Raw genomic sequence first — 16,937 nt, forward strand, 5'->3', positions numbered from 1 at the left:
CCATGAACAACCTCAGTCCAGCATCGCGCGGCGCAAATATTTCATCGCGACCGCCATGTGCTTTTCCACTCCGCTCTTCGAAATGCCGAGTCGTGCCGCGACTTCGGCGTGACTCAGGCCCTCGATCTTATGCAGCTCGAACGCGCGGCGTGCGCCCTCGGGCAAGGTCCGCAACGCCGACATGAGCAAAGCGGTTTCCTCGCGGTCGAGCATTTCCTCTTCGGCATTGGGCGATGGATCGACGGGCTCGACCGAATGATCGTGATGGCCATTGCCATCGGACCACAGCCGATCGCGCCGCATCCGCCGCTGCTTCTCGCGAAGTCGATCGACGACGAGGTTTTGCGCCATGCGATAGATGTAAGCACGCCCGTTCAGGATCGGCGTACCTGAAGGCTGGCGAAGCTTGAGCCAAAGCTCCTGCGCCAGATCCTCGGCATCGCCGGCACTCCCGGTACGCGCGACGAGAAACCGGAGCAGGTCCGCGCGCAGAACGCCGTAGAGGGCCTCGAGCGACTGCTCGTCTTGTCCGTCCTCAGCCATCTACCGCAACAATCGCCCGGCCTCGCTCATCGATACGCTGGCGCCCCTTAGCATGGCGTGGCGGTAAAGCGAGCCGGCCGCATTGCGGTTGGCGATTCATTCCCCAATTGTGCACCATCACGAAATCGTTTCGGAGCCCGCCTGTGCTGATCGACCTCACCGGAAAAACCGCCATCGTCACCGGCTCGACCGAGGGAATCGGGTTCGAGATTGCGCGGCAGTTCGCGCTCTCGGGTGCTGCCGTGATCGTCAACGGACGCACCGAAGCGAAGGTCGCCAAGACGGTCAAGCGGCTGCTCAGCCTCGGCACAGACCTGAAGGTGCGCGGCGTTGCCGCCGATGTCGGGAACGCGGAAGGGTGTGCGCAGCTCGTCGCGGCGGTTCCCGCTGCCGATATCCTCGTCAACAATGCGGGCATCTTCCAGCCGATCGACTTCTTCGACACCAGCGACGAGGTGTGGGATCGCCATTGGCAGGTCAACGTGATGTCGGGCGTGCGCCTGTCGCGCGCCTATCTGCCCGGCATGGAGAAGGCCGGCTGGGGCCGGGTGATCTTCCTCGCGTCGGAATCGGCCTTCAATATTCCGCCCGAGATGATCCACTATGGGGTCAGCAAGACCGCCGACGTCGCGGTCGCGCGCGGGCTCGCCAAACGGATGGCGGCAACCGGGGTAACGGTAAATTCGGTGCTGCCGGGCCCGACGTTGACCGAAGGCGTCGCCGGCATGCTGGAAGAGGCGCGCCAGAAGACGGGCAAGCCGCTGGAGGAGCTAGCGGCCGAATTCGTGCGCGAGCATCGCAGCAGTTCGATCCTCCAGCGTGCGGCCACGGTGGAGGAGGTGGCGAACATCGTCACCTACCTCGCTTCCCCGCTGGCCTCCGCCACGACCGGCGCGGCGGTGCGGGTCGATGGCGGCGTGATGGACACTTTGTGAGTTCGACGCCGGCGGCTCGGGAGGAGACCGCGCCGCGGACGGTTCGCCATCCCAACTGGACGATCGCGGCGACGATGCTGGCCTCCAGCCTCGCCTTCATCGACGGATCGGTGACCAATGTCGCTTTGTCGGCGATCGGCAAGGACATGCGCGGCGGCGCCGCCGAACTGCCGTGGGTGATCAACGCCTATCTGCTGCCCTTGTCCGCACTGCTGCTGATCGGTGGCGCGGCAGGCGACCATTATGGCCGGCGGCGGATGCTGACCTTCGGCACTTTGCTGTTCGCCGCGGCCTCGATCGGCTGCGCGCTGGCGCCCGATCTCAATGTCCTGCTCGCCGCGCGCGGCATCCAGGGGATCGGCGCGGCGATGCTGATGCCGAACAGCCTCGGCATCCTGGGCAGTTCATTCGAGGGCGAGGCGCGCGGCCGCGCTGTCGGGACCTGGGCGGCGGCCGGCGCGATCGCGAGCGCCGTCGGCCCGCCGCTCGGCGGCTGGCTGGTCGATACGGTCGGCTGGCGCGCGATCTTCTATCTCAACATTCCCGTCGCCGCGGCGGCGATCGCGATTGCCTGGCGCTATGTCGACGAAAGCGGCGGCGGCAGGGACCGGCTCGACTGGCGCGGCGCGCTGCTGGCGACCGCAGCCCTGGGCGCGCTCACCTGGGCGCTGACCCTGTGGTCGAGCCATCATGCCGCCACCCGCGGCAGCTGGATCGGCCTCGGCACGGGCATCGTCCTCGCCGTGGCGTTCGTGCTGACCGAACGTAAACTCGGCGAGCGCGCGATGATGCCGCTCTCCCTGTTCGGATCGCGCCCGTTCGTCGGGCTGACCGTGCTGACCTTCCTGCTCTATGGCGCACTCGGCGGGTTCATCGTGCTGCTGCCCTACCTGCTGATCGTCGGCGGCGGCTACACGCCGGTCCAGGCAGGCTTCTCGCTGCTGCCCTTCTCGATCGTCATCGGCATGGCGTCACGCCTGACGGGGCGCTTGACCGAAAAGGTCGGCCCGCGCTGGCCGCTCAGCATCGGGCCGATCGTCACCGGCCTCGGCTTCGCACTGATGGTGCGCGCCGATCCGCAGGCAAGCTACTGGACCGGCATCTTCCCGGGCATGGCGGTGATCGCGCTCGGCATGGCCGGCGCGGTGGCGCCGCTGACGACGGCCGTACTGTCCTCGGTCGATGGCCGGCACACCGGGACGGCGTCCGGCTTCAACAGCGCGGTGGCGCGCACGGGCGGCTTGATCGCCACGGCGCTTGCGGGTGCGGTGCTGGCCGAAAAGGGGGCCAGCCTGATCCAGGCCTTTCACGTCTCGGCCATCGTGACGGCGGTGCTGGCGGTGGCTGCCGGTCTTGCGGCCTTCGCTACGCTGGAGGCGCGTAAGGCCTGACGAGGTGGAAGGAACCCGGTGTCCAACGCCCCTCGCCGCCGCCTCGTGGCTAGAATTTACCCTCGAAACTCAGACCAAGGATGCGCGGTTCGGTGACGACGCCGCGGGTCCGGCCATCGAGATCGACGAAGCTCTGCGTCGCTTTCGTCACGTTGAAGATGTTGCTCGCAACGACGAAGGCGCCGAAATTCTTTCCCTGCCAGCCGATCTTCGCGTTCACCAGCGTACGCCCGTGGATGTCGCGGTAACTCTGATCGACGATATCCTGATAGAAAGCGCTGCGATAATTGGCGTTCAGATTGGCGAAGAAACCGGTCGGATGCTGCCATGTGGCCCCGCCCGACAGCGTCCAGTGCGGCGCGCTCGCGAATTCATTGCCGGGCACGAACTGGAACAGGGCGCCCGCCGACGACGACGGATTCTCGAACCGGGTGTTGCTGTAGCCGGCGCCCATGAACAGGTTGAGCCGGCGGGTGGGCCGGCCGCTAAGTTCGAGCTCGGCGCCATAGAGGCGCGACTTGCCGGCATTGATCACCTGCGTGTCGAACGCCGACCCGGGGGTCAGCTGGACCGAGACCTGCTGATCGCGCCAATCGATGTAATAGACGTTGGCATTCATCGTCAGCTTGCGATCCAGCCATTGCGATCGCAGCGCCAGTTCGTAGTTCCAGGTGTATTCCGGATTATATTCGTAATAGGCGCCGCGCTGCTGATTGAGCCCCGATCCGCCGGCACGATAGCCGCGTTGGGCGGTGAGACTCAGCGAGACGTCGCGCGCGACATCGTAGGTTACGCCCGCCTTGGGCAGCCATGCCTGATAGGTCACGGTGCGGACCGCCTGTGCGGTCGTCGCGGCGGCGGCCGTCGCCTCGAGCAAGGCGTTCAGCTGGGTCACGATCGGCCCGAGCGCTGTCGGCACGATGGCGGGATTGGGCAGCGGCGCGGCGATGACCACCGATTGGGTCGCGCCACGATTTTGGCTCTCATGATCGTAGCGCAGCCCGGCTGTGAGGCGCAGCCGGCTCGTGAGCGGAAAGGTGAGATCGGCAAAGCCGGCATAATTGGTGGTCAGTCGCGGCTGGGCCAGATTATTGCTGATCGGCACCGCGCCGCCATAGAGATTGAGGACGGCGTCGACGGCCGATTGCGGCAGCCCCATGCCGAGCAGCACCTGGTCCACGCCGAGCCGCCGCAGGCCCAGCAGCTGGCGTGCCTGGAAGAAATAGTCGCGATTGTCGTCACGCAGATAATAAGCACCGATCAGCCCCTGCACCCAGCTGCGCTTCACATTCAGCCGCAATTCCTGCTGGAAGGTCTTGCTGGGATCGACGATCCGGCCTTCCTGGCCCGGGGTCGCGTTGCGATCCTGATCGTATGTGTTGAGGCTGCCGATATCGCTGTAGTTGGTGACCGAACTTAGTGTCAGCCCGCGGCCGAGATCATAGCTCACATCCAGCGTGCCGATATTGCTCTTCACGGTCAGGACATCGGGCGCATCCTCGGTCGTGACGCGATCGCCGAGCGTGTAGCCGCCATCGAACTGGGTCCAGTTGGTGCCGCGCCGGTGCCGGTCGTGCATGTAAGTCGCCACGATCCGCAGGCCCGGCAGCGCATCGGGGGTCAGCAGCAGCTTGGCGCGGAGCGTCTCGGCGGCGCGGCGATCGGCATCCTCGTGGCGCGTCGCATTATAGACCAGACCATCGCTCCGCGCGATTTCGCCGGCGAGGCGAAAGGCGACCTGCCCGTCGACGATCGGGCCCCCGATCGCGACGCCCGCACGGCGCTGGCCATCCTTGTCGGTCATCAGGAGGCGCACGCGACCGGTCCAGTCGTAGCTCGGATCGGCGGTGCGGATGACCACCGCGCCGGCCAGCGCGTTGCGCCCCTGCACGGTCGATTGCGGCCCACGGAATACCTCGATCTGGGAAATATCGTAAAGATCGAGCGGCCCGGCCGAGAGTGCGGTGCGCGGCAATACTGCACCGTCCAGATACACACTGGCCAGCACGCCGTCGCCGCTTCCCGAGACGTTGAACGCGCCGATGCCGCGAATCGAAAAGGTCGTCCGGCTGCCGTTGACCGCCAGATTGGGTGTGCGTTCGAGCACGTCATAGGCGCTGAGCAAATTCTGCTCGGTGATCGTCTCGCTGGTCGTCACCGCCACACTGGCGGGCGTATTCTGCACGGTGCGGTTGGACTTTTCGCCGGTCACGATGATCTCGCCGACGTCCGATGGCTCGATAGGCGCGACGGGTTCCGCCGTCATCGCACGTACGCACGCTGGTGTTGTCGAAACGACGAGCGCAAGCGCGCCCAAACCCGGCCGAAAGATCATCATCATGTTCCCCAATTCGTCGTGCTGCCCGCTTTGGGCATTGTCATTGCGAGTCATTATCATTAATCAATCTGCCAAGATGATTATCGCGAGTCAATCGCAATAAGACTATTGCGCGTTTGGGGGACCGATGAGGATCAGACTGCCTGGCAAAGACACGACCGGGTCGAGCATATGACGCTCCTTGCTTTAGCCCCGAGCCTGCTCCTGGCAGGGGCTGGTGGCGGTGCGCTGCTGCGCCGCGCGTGGGCCGATCGCGATCGCCGGACCGATCTCCGGCTGGCAGGCTGGGCACTTCCGACAGCGGCATTGCTCCTGTCAGCGGTCCTGGCCGGCCCGGTGCGCGGCATCGCCGTCGCATTGGTGCTTCTGCCGATCGGAGCACTGGCTGTCGTCGCGAGCGGGATGACGCGCCGCGCCGTCCGCGCAGCCCGGCAGGCGCAGCTTGCGCCCGAGCCGCTGGATGGCGTGTCGCGCGCGTGGCGGGGCTGGCTCAAGGCGCTGCTTGCCGGTCCGCTCGGCATGTTTGCAGCGATGGGCGTCGCCTTCTGCTATGCATCATGGGCGCCCGGCGCCGTGCAGACGCGGCTGCTGATCGCGGCCTTGCTGGTGCCCGGGCTGTGGGGACTGGCCATGACCTGGACGTTGGCCGATCAGCGCATCCTGCGCGCGACCGCAGTGCTGGGCGGCACGATCGTCGGCGGCTTCGGCCTCGCTTTCCTGCGGGGGATCGCATGAGCCGTCCGATCGAGCAGCCGCGCCGCGGCCTGTGGCGTACCGAGATCGTGCGCGCGGTGCTGAGCGGACACTCCATCCTGGGCATCGCCTTTGCCGCGATGATCTATATCGTCTGTCTCAGCGGGACACTGAGCGTCTTCATGCGCGATTTCGAGCGTTGGGAGCAGCCCGACGTGCCGGTCATGCGCGCCGTATCCGATACGGCAACTGCACGCGCGATCGAGGCGATGGGCCGCAGAGCGGGCCCGGAAAAGTCCTTCTACGTCAGCCTGCCGAGCGCCGATCTGCCGCGGCTGATCCTCTCATCGGGCGGCGATGCGGACGATGAGACCTGGATCGCGGACAAGGATGGCCGTCTCGCCGTCGAACAGGAGGCACCCTGGACCGATTTCATCACCGAACTCCATGCGCAGCTCCACCTGGCCAAAGGCTGGGGTCGGTTCATCGTCGGCCTGACCGGCGTAGCCTTGCTGTCGTCGCTCATTTCGGGCGTACTCGCGCATCCGCGCATCCTGCGTGATGCCTTTCATCTCCGCCTGGGCGGATCGCGAAGGCTGGAGCAGGCCGACCTGCACAACCGGCTGGGCGTGTGGCCCCTGCCCTTCCACCTATTGGTGTCGCTGACCGGCGCCCTGCTGGGCTTGAGCACGATCATCGTCGGCGTGCTCGCGTTGCTGATGTTCCGCGGCGACACCAGCAAGGTTTATGCCTTGCTGTCGGCCGCGCCGGCGGCTGTCGATGCCCGTCCGGCACCCATGCCGAATGTGGCGATGCTGCTGGCAACGGTCCGCGAGCTCGCGCCGGAGGCTCGGGCAAAACAGATCTCGATCAGCCATTGGGGACGCCAGGACATGCGCTTCGAAGTGTCGGCGGCACGCCCCAGGCTGATCGCCGCGCAGGATAGCATGATCTTCGATGCGGCGGGCGATATCGTTGCCGAGAAGCATCCAGCCGGGCTCACCGTCGGCGAAAAGATCCTGGGGTCGCTTGGTCAATTGCATTTCGGCTGGTTCGGCGGTGTTCCCATCCGCATCGCTTACGGGCTGCTCGGCCTTGCGCTGTGCGTCGTCACATCGTCCGGCATCAGCATCTGGCTGGCGCGCCGGCGCGACAAAGGCAGGTCGGGACCGGGATGGGAGCGGCTATGGGCCGCGGTCAGCTGGGGCCAGCCGGTGGCGATCGCCGCCACCGCCACGATAGCGCTCATTCTGCCCGCACGCGTGTCGGCCAGCCTGCTGATCCCAGCCTGGGTGGCGCTGACATTGTTGCTGCCGATTGGTGCCGCGGCAGCGGTAACGACGACCGCGGCGGCGCTGGCCCGCTGGGCGCGGGTGGTGACTGGCCTCCTGCTTTGCACGATCGTCGCGGTGCATGGCGCAACCTGGCTCCAGAAGGCCAGAGATCCTGCGGGATTCGTCATCGATATCGTGGCGCTCGGCGCCGCGATTCTGCTCGTCAGGCCCCGACTTTTCAGGCGAACGGGCTGAGCCGCGCATAACCGCGCCTCACGGATTGGCGGTCGGGCGCTCCTCCGCCGACCCGCCGATCGCGCGCACGATATCCGCCGCCGTCAGCATCCGCCGCGTGCGCAGATCGAGCAATGCCCGCTCTGCATCGAGTGCGGCGGTCTGCGCCGTCACCACATCCAGATAGTCCGACGCGCCATCGCGATAGCGGGTGAGCGCCAGATCGCGGGTGCGTTCGGCCGCGGTGGCCGCGTCCTGCTGGTCGCGCTCCTGTTGGGCGAGGTAGCGCGACAGCGCCAGATCGTCCTCGACCTCGCGGAAGGCGGTCAGCACGGTCGAGCGATAATTGGCGGCGATCTCATCATATTCGGCACGCGCGATATGGACGCCGGCCCGACGCTTGCCGCCATCGAACACCGCCATGGCGGCGGAAAGCGGCCCGAGCGCCCAGAATCCGCTCGCCGCGCTCAGGATCGAGCTGGTGGTCGACTGAAAACCCGCACCGGCGCCCAGCGTGATATCCGGATACAAGGCCGCGCGGGCCACGCCGATGCGGGCATTGGCTGCGGCCACGCGCCGTTCGGCCGCAGCGATGTCGGGGCGCCGCTCGAGCAGGGTCGAAGGCACGCCGGCAGGAATGGCAGGCGGCTGGACGAGACCGTCGGACGCCGCGAGCCCAAAGCTCGACGGATTGGCGCCGATCAGCACCGCGATCGCATGTTCGGCCTTGGCGCGATCGGCTGCGACCGCGGACAATTCCGCCCGCGCGCTCGATAGCTGCGATTGCGAGCGGCTGACATCGATGCCCGATGCGATCCCGCCGCTATGCCGTGTATCGGTCAGGTCGAACGCGCGTTGATAGGCCGCGACCGTCTGGTTTAGCAAAGCCGTGCGCGCGTCCAGGCCGCGCAGATTGAAATAGGCCGAAGCGAGCGACGCCTGGAGGCCGAGACGGATCGCGGCGACATCGGCGGCACTCGCCTGCGCGTCGGCCGAGGCCGACGCGATCGAATTGCGCACCCGGCCGAACAGATCGATTTCGTACGACAGCGAGGGGCCGAGCGTCACGACATTGTAGCGTACCGCGTTGCCCGCGCTGAGCGGTCGATTGGCCGACACGCGTGCGCGTTCGCCCGCGGCACTGACGTCCACTTCGGGCAACAAGGCCGCGCCCGACTGGCGAAGCAACCCGGTCGCTTCCTGATAGCGCGCCGCTGCGGCGGCAAGGTTCGGATTGTCGGTCTCGATCCTGGTCTCGAGCGCGTTCAGCGTCTGGTCGCCAAACGCCTCCCACCATCTACCCGCCGGCAAGGGCGTCGCGGCCGCAGATTGCCACGGGCCGCTTTCCTTATAGGCCGCGGGCGGTGCAACCTGCGGCGGCGCGTAATGCGGCGCGAGCGAGCAGCCGGTCAGCGCCGTGCCGCACGCCAGCGCAATCAGTCTAGCTATGCGCATCCGCCGCTCCCTTGGTGTCGCCGGCGACATGGACGACATCGCCCGTCTGGAGCGAGTTGGGCGGACTGTTGATCACGCGATCGGCGGTGGTGACACCAGCGGTGACCTCGACGGTGTTGCCCATGTCGCGGCCGACGCGGACGGTACGCAGCTGCGCCTTGCCGTCGGGGCCGATAACCGCGACCTTGGTGCCGTCCGCGCCGACGATCAGCGCGCTCGCCGGTACGGTCACGCTGGTCGAGAGGCCGGCGAGCGGGAAGATCACCTGCGAATAAGCCCCCGGCTTGAGCGCGCGATCGCCGTTGGGCGCCTGCAGCTCGACCAGCATCGTGCCCGATTGCGGATCGACCGCGCCTGCCAGCCGGGTGAGGGTCGCGTCGAACTTGCGGCCAGGATATTCGGGTAGGGTCAGCGCGGCGTGCATGCCCTGATGGACCTGCGCCGAGTAGGATTGCGGCACGCGCACATAGATGCGCATGCGTGATACGTCCGCCACGGTGAACAAGGGCGGGGTCCCGGCGCTGCCGGCATTGACGAGCTGACCGACCTCGGCCGCGCGCGTCGTCACGACGCCCGAGAACGGGGCGACCAGCCGGGTGAAGCCCTGCGTCGCCTGAAGCCGCAGCAGGTTGGCGCTGGCGGCATTGGTGATCGCGGTCTTGGCGGCGAGATCGCCGGCTTTCTCGTCCGCCTCCTGCCGCGACACCGCGTCCTTGGCGAGCATGGTCGACCAGCGTGCCGCTGTCGATTTGGCGAGCGCCTGGTTGGCCCTGGCCGTCTGGAGATCGGCCCGCGCCGCCGAAACCTGCTGATCCACTTCGGGCGCATCGATGATGCCGAGCACCTGCCCGGCGCGGACGGGATCGCCGATGTCGACCAGCCATTTGCGGACATAGCCGTTGGTGCGTGGATAGATCGGGGCATTGTTCAGCGCGCGCAGATCGCCGGGAAGGGTCAGCGACTGGCCGCCCTGGATCGCCTGTGGCTTGACCACTGCGACCACGGTTGTCGCCTGCGCGTCGGTCCAGGTCGCGAGCTGATGCTCGTTGCGATAGCGGGTGCCGATGCCGATCGCGACGATCGCGACGGCACAGACGCCCGCGATCAGGCCGACCGTGCGGACCGGAAAGGTGGACGGGCTATCAGACATGGGCTTCCTCCAGTGCCGCCAGATCGGCGCGCACAGACTTGCGTTCCGCATCGCGCTTGTGCGCGAGGCTGAAGATCACGGGCACGAACATCAAAGTGGCGAAGGTGGCGACGATCAGCCCGCCGATGACGGCGCGGCCGAGCGGCGCATTCTGCTCGCCGCCCTCGCCGAAGCCCATCGCCATCGGCAGCATGCCGATGATCATTGCGAGCGCGGTCATCAGCACCGGGCGGAAGCGCGTCATGCCCGCCTCCAGCGCGGCCTTGGCCGCCTCGCCATGCGCGGCAAGCCGTTCGCGCGCAAAGCTGACCACGAGGATCGAGTTGGCGGTCGCCACGCCCATGCACATGATCGCCCCGGTCAGCGCCGGCACGGACAATGTCGTGCCGGTGATGAACAGCATCCAGATGATGCCGGCGACCGCGCCCGGCAGCGCGGTGATGATCACGAACGGATCCAGCCAGCTCTGGAAATTGACCACGATCAGCAGATAGATCAGCACGATCGCCGCGATCAGACCAAAGAAAAGCCCCGAGAAGGCGCTCTTCATCGTCACATACTGGCCCCGGAGCGTGATCGTGACGCCCTTGGGCGCATGCGCCTGCGCATCGGCCAGCACCTTCTTGATATCGCCCGCCACCGCGCCGAGATCGCGTTTGTTGGTGGTGGCGAAGATGTCGACCACCGGCGCGAGGTTGTAGTGCGAGGCGACCGCCGTGCTGTTGCCGCGCGTGATCGTGCTGAGCCCGCCGAGGATCTGCGGCGCCTGGCTGCCCGTGCCGCTCACCGGCGTGTTCGCGAGATCGCTGATCGAGCCGACGCGATATTCGGGCGTCTGCGCGACGAGCGTGTAGGACACGCCATTCTTCGGATCGAGATAATAGACCGGCGCGGTCTGGATGGTGCCGGCGAGCGAATTGCCGACCGCGTTGGTGACGTCGCGCTCGGTCAGCCCGAACTGGCCGATGCGGTTGCGGTCCACATCGACGTTGAGCTGCGGATAATGCGACGATTGCTGGATACGCGCATCGGCGACACCCGGAATCCGGGTGATCTGCCGCAGGATCTTGTGCGCGATCACGTCATTGGTCGCAGCGTCACGGCCAGCCACCTGGATATCGATCGGCGCAGGTGCGCCGAAGTTCAGGATCTGGCTGGTGATGTCGGCCGGCAGGAACGAAAAGGTCGTACCGGGGAACGCCTTGGGCAATTGTTCACGCAGCTTGCGTACATAATCGGCCGTCGGCGCATGATCCTCGGAGAGCTGGATCAGGATATCGCCGTCCTGCGGCCCGACCGTGCCCGAGTTGTTGTACACCGTGTTGATCGAGCTGACCGGAAGGCCGATATTGTCGACCACCGAGACGAGCTGATCGCGCGGGATGACCTGCCGGATCTTGCGTGCGATGCGATCGAACTCGGCCGACGTATCCTCGATCCGCGACCCGATCGGCGCGCGCACGTGCATCGTGATCTGGCCTGCATCGACCGCCGGGAAGAAATTCTCGCCGAGGAACGGCACGAGCAGGAAGGACAGCGCAACCACGGCGAGGAAGCCGAGGAGGAATGGCCGGCCGGCGGCAAGCGCGCGTGCGAGCAACGCGCCATAGCCGGTGCGGATCCGCTCGAAGCGATACTCGAACCCGCGCTGGAAGCGCACCAGCGGATTGCGCGACGCCGGCCGATCCAACTCGTGGGCATGACCGGCATGCGGCTTGAGCAGATACATCGCCATCGTCGGCACCAGCGTGCGCGACAGGATGAACGACGCGATCATCGCGAAGATGACGCTCATCGCCAGCGGCACGAACAGGAAGCCGGCAATGCCCGGCAGCGCGAACATTGGCACGAACACGATACAGATGCAGAGCAAGGAGACGAAGGCCGGGGTCACGATCTGCGCCGCGCCGTCCAGGATCGACTGGATCACGCCTTTGCCCTGCTCGAGATGCCAGTTGATGTTCTCGATCGTCACCGTCGCATCGTCGACGAGAATGCCGACGGCCAGGCTAAGCCCGCCCAACGTCATGATGTTGAGCGTGTTGCCGGTCGCGGACAGCGCCACGATCGCCGCCAGCACCGCCAGCGGGATCGAGATCGCAATGATCACGGTGGAGCGCCACGAGCCGAGAAAGAGAAGGATCATCAGGCTGGTGAGGATCGCGGCGATCGCGCCTTCCTTGACGACGCCTTCGACCGCCGCCTTCACGAACAGCGACTGATCGGCGAGCGGCACGATCTTGAGCGACGAAGGCAGCGACGCCTGGATCTTGGGCAGCGCATCCTTGACGTCCTGGACGATCGTGAGCGTCGAAGTCGCGCCATTCTTGAGCACGGTCAGCAGGGCCGAGCGCGAACCGTCGACGTGCACGACATTGAGCTGCGGCGCGGATCCGTCGCGGACGTGGGCCACGTCGCTGATCTTGATCGTGGCGCCGTTGACCACCTTGACCGGCAGGTTGTTGAGATCGTCGATCGAGCCCGGCGCGTTGTTGAGGCGGACATTGTATTGGAACGTGCCGATCTTGGCGAAGCCGGCCGGGTTGATCTGGGTCTGCGCGGCGATCACATTGCCGATATCCTGCGCCGACAGCCCCTTCGATTGGAGCGCCTGCGGATCGAGATCGATCTGGATCTGGCGCTGCCGCCCGCCGGAGGGATAGGGCACGGCCGCGCCGGGAACCGTCGTCAGCACCGGGCGGACCTGATTCTGCCCGAGATCGAAGATCTGCGCCTCGCTCAATCCCTTGCCGGACATGGCGAGCTGGATGATCGGCACGGTCGCAGCATTGTAGTTCAGGATCAGCGGCGGGGTGATGCCGGGCGGCAGCTGCTTGAGCACGGTCTGCGAGACCGAGGTGACCTGCGCGGTCGCGGTGCGGATGTCGGCACCGGGCTGGAAATAGATCTTCACGATGCCGATGCCAGGCAGCGACTGGCTCTCGACATGCTCGATATCGTTGACCGTGGTGGTCAGCACCTTCTCGTAGGGCGTGATGATGCGGCCGACCATGTCGTCGGGCGCAAGGCCCTGATATTGCCACGCGACCGCGATGACCGGCACGCCGATCTCGGGGAAGATATCGACCGGCGTTCGGATTGCCGCGAGCACGCCACCGATCAGGATCACGATCGCCATCACGATGAAGGTCAGGGGCCGCGCAAGCGCGATCCGAACGATGCCGATCATGCGTCAGATCTCCGGCAACTGCGAACGGTCGATTTGGGGGTGGCCGATAGCAGCTTCAGGTGTTGGTCGAGATAGAGGAACACAGGAAATATGGTGCCTGCCGGTCCTTTTGAGAGCGGGGCTGTTGCGCCGCAGCATCAATCCTGTCCAATATCATTTGCGGCACGATCGATAGCGATTAGGTATCAATCTATGGAATTGCGTCACCTCCGCTACTTCATCGGCGTTGCCGAGGAGCTCCATTTCGGCAAGGCGGCGGCACGGCTTGGTATCTCACAGCCTCCGCTGAGCCATCAGATCCACGCGCTCGAGGAGGAGTTGGGCGTTCGACTGTTCGATCGCAGCAGCCGCAACGTCACACTGACCGACGTCGGTATCCTGTTCCTGGCCGAGGCGCGCGCGACGGTGGCGCAGGCCGAGCGCGCGGTGACCGTGGCGCGCCGCGCCGCCCGCGGCGAGGTCGGCGAACTGGTGATCGGCTTCAACGCATCAGCGCCGTTCGTGTCGCGGGTCGCGCGCGCGATCTTCGATTTCCGCCAGGGCTGGCCGCACGTCCACCTGACCCTGTCCGAACTGCCGTGGGACGCGCAATTGCGCGCGCTCGCGGACGGCACGATCGACGTCGGCATCACGCGCAGCTTCTCCCGGCCTACCGTGACGCCGGAGATCCGGGCGATACCATTGCTGGAAGAGCGACTGGTGGTCGCTTTGCGCCCCGATCATCGGCTGGCTGAGCGCACCACCCTTTCGCTGACCGATCTGCGGCGCGAGCCATTGGTCTTCTACACACGCGATCTGGCCGGGGGGTTTACCGACGAGTTGTTCAAGCTGTTCCGCGCCGCCGGAGTCGAGCCCGAAGTTGCCCAGGACGTGCGCGAAGTCTCGACCTTGTTCGGGCTCGTCGCCGCCGGCGTGGGGCTCACGATCGTGGCGGAGTCGCTGTGCGCGCTGCAGGCGGCGAATCTGGTCTATCGGCCGCTTTCGGACGAGGGCGCCCGCAGCGCCTTGTGGCTGCTCCACCTCAAATCGGCGTCGAAGATACCGTGTCTGAATTTCCTCGACCTGATCCAGCGCGAGTGCGTGGCGGCGGTCGCTGCCTGAAAATCCTCCCCGAGAAATCCCGGGGAGGAAAAAGTCAGAAGCTCGCCCCGACCGAGAACACCACCTTGCTGCCGGCGATCGAAGATCCATTCTTCGTCGAACTAAAATTGGGCTGCAGATAGGCCGCCTCGCGCATCGTGATGTCGGTATCGACGTAAGCGACGCCCAGGGTCACCGGCCCGAGCACCAGATCAGCCCCCAGCATCCAATCGAAATACTCGCCCGTCGGCGCGACGCTGGTGCCGTTGGGGCCGAGCCCAGGATTGCCATGCGAATAGCCGATATGGGCCTTGGCGGTGAGCGGCGTGCCGGGAATGCCGGCGCTGGCATCGCTCCAGACGTAGAGATTGTCCTCCTTCTGCCCGCGGCTGTTGGGCAGCGCCGAATAGTTCCCGAGCGCCTGCTGCTTCGGCGCGTAGGCAACGCCGGCCAATACGCTGGCCGGACCGAAGGTTGCCGAATATTTGATATAGGGTTCGGCAAAATCGGTGTTCGAGGCGCCGCCCGGATACATGTACCAGGTCAGCCCGGCATCGAACGTGCCGCCGCCGATCGGCAATTTATAGCCGCCGACCAGATCGAGTTCCATGTTCGATCCGCCGAACGTGCCCCAGCCGGCAAGATTGGAGCCCCATACCGATGCGTACACGCCGCTCGAATGCGTGACGGTAAGACCGCCTTGGACCGCCATATGCTTGTCGCTCTGCGAGACGCCGCGGAAACGATAATCGGATACGAGCGCGGCCGAGCCCGAAACGGTGAACGGCTTCGGCGCGTCCTCGGCAGCCAATGCCGGCGTGGCCAGCAGAGCGGCGGCGAGGATCATGATCGGCTTTGGTGTCATGGAATATTCCCTTTGCGGTGAACATTCTCCCTGCGTCCGGATCGCCGTCTCTCTGCCCATCGGCGAAGGGGAAAGCCGATGGTGGAGACGGTCGATCCGGACGCGCTTTTGTGACGGGATCGCGCTGCGGAACGGTGTCCCGCACGTAAGGAAATGTTGCTGGGGAAAGCCCTCTCCCCTTCAGGGGAGAGGGCCGAAGTAGAGATAAGAGCGGGACATTTCGTCCGGACGCACGGCCCTCCCCCAACCCCTCCCCGAGGGGAGGGGCTTTTCGCGTTACGCCGCCAGCCCGCGCAGATGCTTCACGCCACCCGCCAGATCGACCCGGATACCGGTCGCGCGACGCCGCTGGAGCCAGTCGTTGAGCATTTCCGCACTGGTATGGTCGATCGCCTTGAGGCGGCCGACGTCCACCGTCACCGCCTTGCCGTGTGGGATCGAATCAAGCGCGTTGGTCAGCTTGGGCAGGGTGACGAAGGTCGCCGACCCATCGAGCGCGAGATGCGCCGCGTCGCCCTCGTTCCGGTGATTTACGCCAAGGCCAAGCCGGCGGATGTGCGGCACCAGTTCCAGCAGAGACAAGCCCAGCCCGACCAGCACGCCGGTCAACAGGTCCTCCACCACGACGGTGATCAGCGTCGCCGCCCAGATCAAAGCAGGCAAAACGCCATAGCGATGGAACAGGTGGGTGACATGCGTCAGGCTTACGAGCCGCCAACCGGTCACGACGAGGATGCCGGCCAGGGCCGCCATCGGAATCTCGCGCAGCAGCCACGGCAGCAATGCCACGAAGCCGAGAATCCACGCGCCGTGCAGGATCGTCGACAGGCGTGAGGTGGCGCCGGCCTGCACATTGGCCGACGAACGCACGATCACGCCGGTCATCGGCAGCGCACCGACCATGCCGCAGAGCAGGTTGCCGACGCCCTGCGCGCGCAATTCCTTGTCGTAATTGGTGCGGACCCCATCGTGCATGCGATCGACCGCGGCTGCCGACAGCAGGGTCTCGGCACTGGCGATGAAGGCGATCGCGAGCGCGGTGGCGTAGATCGACGGATCGAGTAGCTTGGCGACCAGCCCGCTGTCGGGCACGTCGATCGCGTTGAGGATGTTGCTCGGCACCATGACGCGGGCCACTTCCAGCCCGCCGAACGACGCCACCAAGGTCGCGGATACGACACCGACGAGCGCGCCGGGAACGAGCCGCAGCGAGGCCGGACGGAATTTCTCCCACACCAGCATTGCGCCGATGGTCAGCAGGCCAAGCGCCAGCGCGCGTTCGGCGCCCGAAAAGTCGCCGGGCGACAGGCCGAGCAGACGGCCGGGCATCGCCGACAGATTCTCAAGCCCGCTCGCGAGCGGCTTAGCGTCGAACAAGACGTGGAACTGGCCGACCACGATCAGCACACCGATGCCGGCGAGCATGCCGTGAACCACCGCCGGCGAGATGGCGCGGAACCAGCCGCCGAGCTTGAAGATGCCCGCCACGAACTGGATCAAACCGGCCAGGGCAAGAATCGGCCCGAGCGCCGAGGCGCCATGATCGCGCACGAGCTCGAACACGATCACCGCCAGGCCGGCGGCGGGGCCGCTGACCTGCAGCGGCGATCCGGCGAGCAGACCGACCACGAGGCCACCGATGATCCCGGTCACCAGCCCCTTTTCGGGGGGCACGCCGGACGCGATCGCGATGCCCATGCAGAGCGGCATCGCGACGAGGAAGACCACGATCGACGCAGTGAAATCGCGGATACCGCCTCCGCGCAGGCGTTCCAGCAACGCGCTACTC

General features: G+C 66.1%; 12 protein-coding genes. 5 read left to right on the top strand and 7 right to left on the bottom strand.

Features of this window, described 5'->3' with window-relative positions:
* Positions 1-12: 12 nt before the first annotated feature.
* Positions 13-543 carry an RNA polymerase sigma factor gene (locus AB4Z44_RS13440; protein ID WP_404710204.1) on the bottom strand — a complete coding sequence of 177 codons (531 nt, stop codon included), beginning with the start codon at positions 541-543 and terminating at the stop codon, positions 13-15.
* Positions 544-686: 143 nt separating this feature from the next.
* On the opposite strand from AB4Z44_RS13440, the gene AB4Z44_RS13445 reads away from it, so the two are divergent.
* Together AB4Z44_RS13445 and AB4Z44_RS13450 are read left to right on the top strand one after the other, a co-directional pair.
* Positions 687-1,478, top strand: coding sequence for an SDR family NAD(P)-dependent oxidoreductase (locus AB4Z44_RS13445; protein ID WP_404710205.1), 792 nt, complete (start codon positions 687-689; stop codon positions 1,476-1,478).
* Positions 1,475-2,869 carry an MFS transporter gene (locus AB4Z44_RS13450; RefSeq protein ID WP_404710206.1) on the top strand — a complete coding sequence of 465 codons (1,395 nt, stop codon included), beginning with the start codon at positions 1,475-1,477 and terminating at the stop codon, positions 2,867-2,869. The genes AB4Z44_RS13445 and AB4Z44_RS13450 overlap by 4 nt, the downstream gene beginning before the upstream one ends.
* Before the next feature lie 49 nt (positions 2,870-2,918).
* Here the strand turns inward: AB4Z44_RS13450 and AB4Z44_RS13455 are convergent, their stop codons facing one another.
* The gene (locus AB4Z44_RS13455) at positions 2,919-5,135 is read right to left on the bottom strand and encodes a TonB-dependent receptor (protein WP_404710207.1); all 2,217 of its coding nucleotides are present in this window, start codon (positions 5,133-5,135) and stop codon (positions 2,919-2,921) included.
* 243 nt (positions 5,136-5,378) lie between these two features.
* On the opposite strand from AB4Z44_RS13455, the gene AB4Z44_RS13460 reads away from it, so the two are divergent.
* Positions 5,379-5,942: a hypothetical protein gene (locus AB4Z44_RS13460; RefSeq protein ID WP_404710208.1), complete on the top strand. Its 564-nt coding sequence runs from the start codon at positions 5,379-5,381 to the stop codon at positions 5,940-5,942.
* Positions 5,939-7,429, top strand: coding sequence for a PepSY-associated TM helix domain-containing protein (locus tag AB4Z44_RS13465; protein WP_404710209.1), 1,491 nt, complete (start codon positions 5,939-5,941; stop codon positions 7,427-7,429). Before AB4Z44_RS13460 ends, AB4Z44_RS13465 begins: the two co-directional genes overlap by 4 nt.
* Before the next feature lie 18 nt (positions 7,430-7,447).
* Here the strand turns inward: AB4Z44_RS13465 and AB4Z44_RS13470 are convergent, their stop codons facing one another.
* Genes AB4Z44_RS13470 through AB4Z44_RS13480 form a run of 3 tightly spaced genes read right to left on the bottom strand, consistent with a single transcriptional unit; the run spans position 7,448 to position 13,203 of the window.
* Positions 7,448-8,863 (bottom strand): efflux transporter outer membrane subunit, encoded by a 1,416-nt coding sequence (locus AB4Z44_RS13470; RefSeq protein ID WP_404710210.1) that lies wholly within the window; start codon positions 8,861-8,863, stop codon positions 7,448-7,450.
* Complete coding sequence (locus tag AB4Z44_RS13475) at positions 8,850-10,013, bottom strand: efflux RND transporter periplasmic adaptor subunit (RefSeq protein WP_404710211.1); 1,164 nt, start codon at positions 10,011-10,013, stop codon at positions 8,850-8,852. Before AB4Z44_RS13475 ends, AB4Z44_RS13470 begins: the two co-directional genes overlap by 14 nt.
* Complete coding sequence (locus tag AB4Z44_RS13480) at positions 10,006-13,203, bottom strand: efflux RND transporter permease subunit (protein ID WP_404710212.1); 3,198 nt, start codon at positions 13,201-13,203, stop codon at positions 10,006-10,008. Before AB4Z44_RS13480 ends, AB4Z44_RS13475 begins: the two co-directional genes overlap by 8 nt.
* Positions 13,204-13,395: 192 nt before the next feature.
* Here AB4Z44_RS13480 and AB4Z44_RS13485 point away from each other — a divergent pair, with 192 nt between their 5' ends.
* Positions 13,396-14,304, top strand: a complete 909-nt coding sequence (locus AB4Z44_RS13485; RefSeq protein WP_404710213.1) for a LysR substrate-binding domain-containing protein — start codon at positions 13,396-13,398, stop codon at positions 14,302-14,304.
* Positions 14,305-14,338: 34 nt separating this feature from the next.
* Here the strand turns inward: AB4Z44_RS13485 and AB4Z44_RS13490 are convergent, their stop codons facing one another.
* Complete coding sequence (locus AB4Z44_RS13490) at positions 14,339-15,148, bottom strand: TorF family putative porin (RefSeq protein ID WP_404710214.1); 810 nt, start codon at positions 15,146-15,148, stop codon at positions 14,339-14,341.
* 276 nt (positions 15,149-15,424) lie between these two features.
* A complete protein-coding gene (locus AB4Z44_RS13495; protein WP_404714232.1) occupies positions 15,425-16,927 on the bottom strand; it encodes a SulP family inorganic anion transporter in 1,503 nt (500 codons plus the stop codon).
* Positions 16,928-16,937 lie beyond the last annotated feature (10 nt).

It is taken from the genome of Sphingomonas sp. MMS24-J13 (assembly GCF_044905095.1).
In the GTDB taxonomy this organism is placed as follows: domain Bacteria; phylum Pseudomonadota; class Alphaproteobacteria; order Sphingomonadales; family Sphingomonadaceae; genus Sphingomonas_I.

Coding starts and splice junctions, on each gene's coding strand:
- AB4Z44_RS13440 (WP_404710204.1), bottom strand. CDS start 543: ATGGCTGAGGACGGACAAGACGAGCAGTCGCTCGAGGCCCTCTACGGC.
- AB4Z44_RS13455 (WP_404710207.1), bottom strand. CDS start 5,135: ATGACGGCGGAACCCGTCGCGCCTATCGAGCCATCGGACGTCGGCGAG.
- AB4Z44_RS13460 (WP_404710208.1), top strand. CDS start 5,379: ATGACGCTCCTTGCTTTAGCCCCGAGCCTGCTCCTGGCAGGGGCTGGT.
- AB4Z44_RS13465 (WP_404710209.1), top strand. CDS start 5,939: ATGAGCCGTCCGATCGAGCAGCCGCGCCGCGGCCTGTGGCGTACCGAG.
- AB4Z44_RS13470 (WP_404710210.1), bottom strand. CDS start 8,863: ATGCGCATAGCTAGACTGATTGCGCTGGCGTGCGGCACGGCGCTGACC.
- AB4Z44_RS13475 (WP_404710211.1), bottom strand. CDS start 10,013: ATGTCTGATAGCCCGTCCACCTTTCCGGTCCGCACGGTCGGCCTGATC.
- AB4Z44_RS13480 (WP_404710212.1), bottom strand. CDS start 13,203: ATGATCGGCATCGTTCGGATCGCGCTTGCGCGGCCCCTGACCTTCATC.
- AB4Z44_RS13485 (WP_404710213.1), top strand. CDS start 13,396: ATGGAATTGCGTCACCTCCGCTACTTCATCGGCGTTGCCGAGGAGCTC.
- AB4Z44_RS13490 (WP_404710214.1), bottom strand. CDS start 15,148: ATGACACCAAAGCCGATCATGATCCTCGCCGCCGCTCTGCTGGCCACG.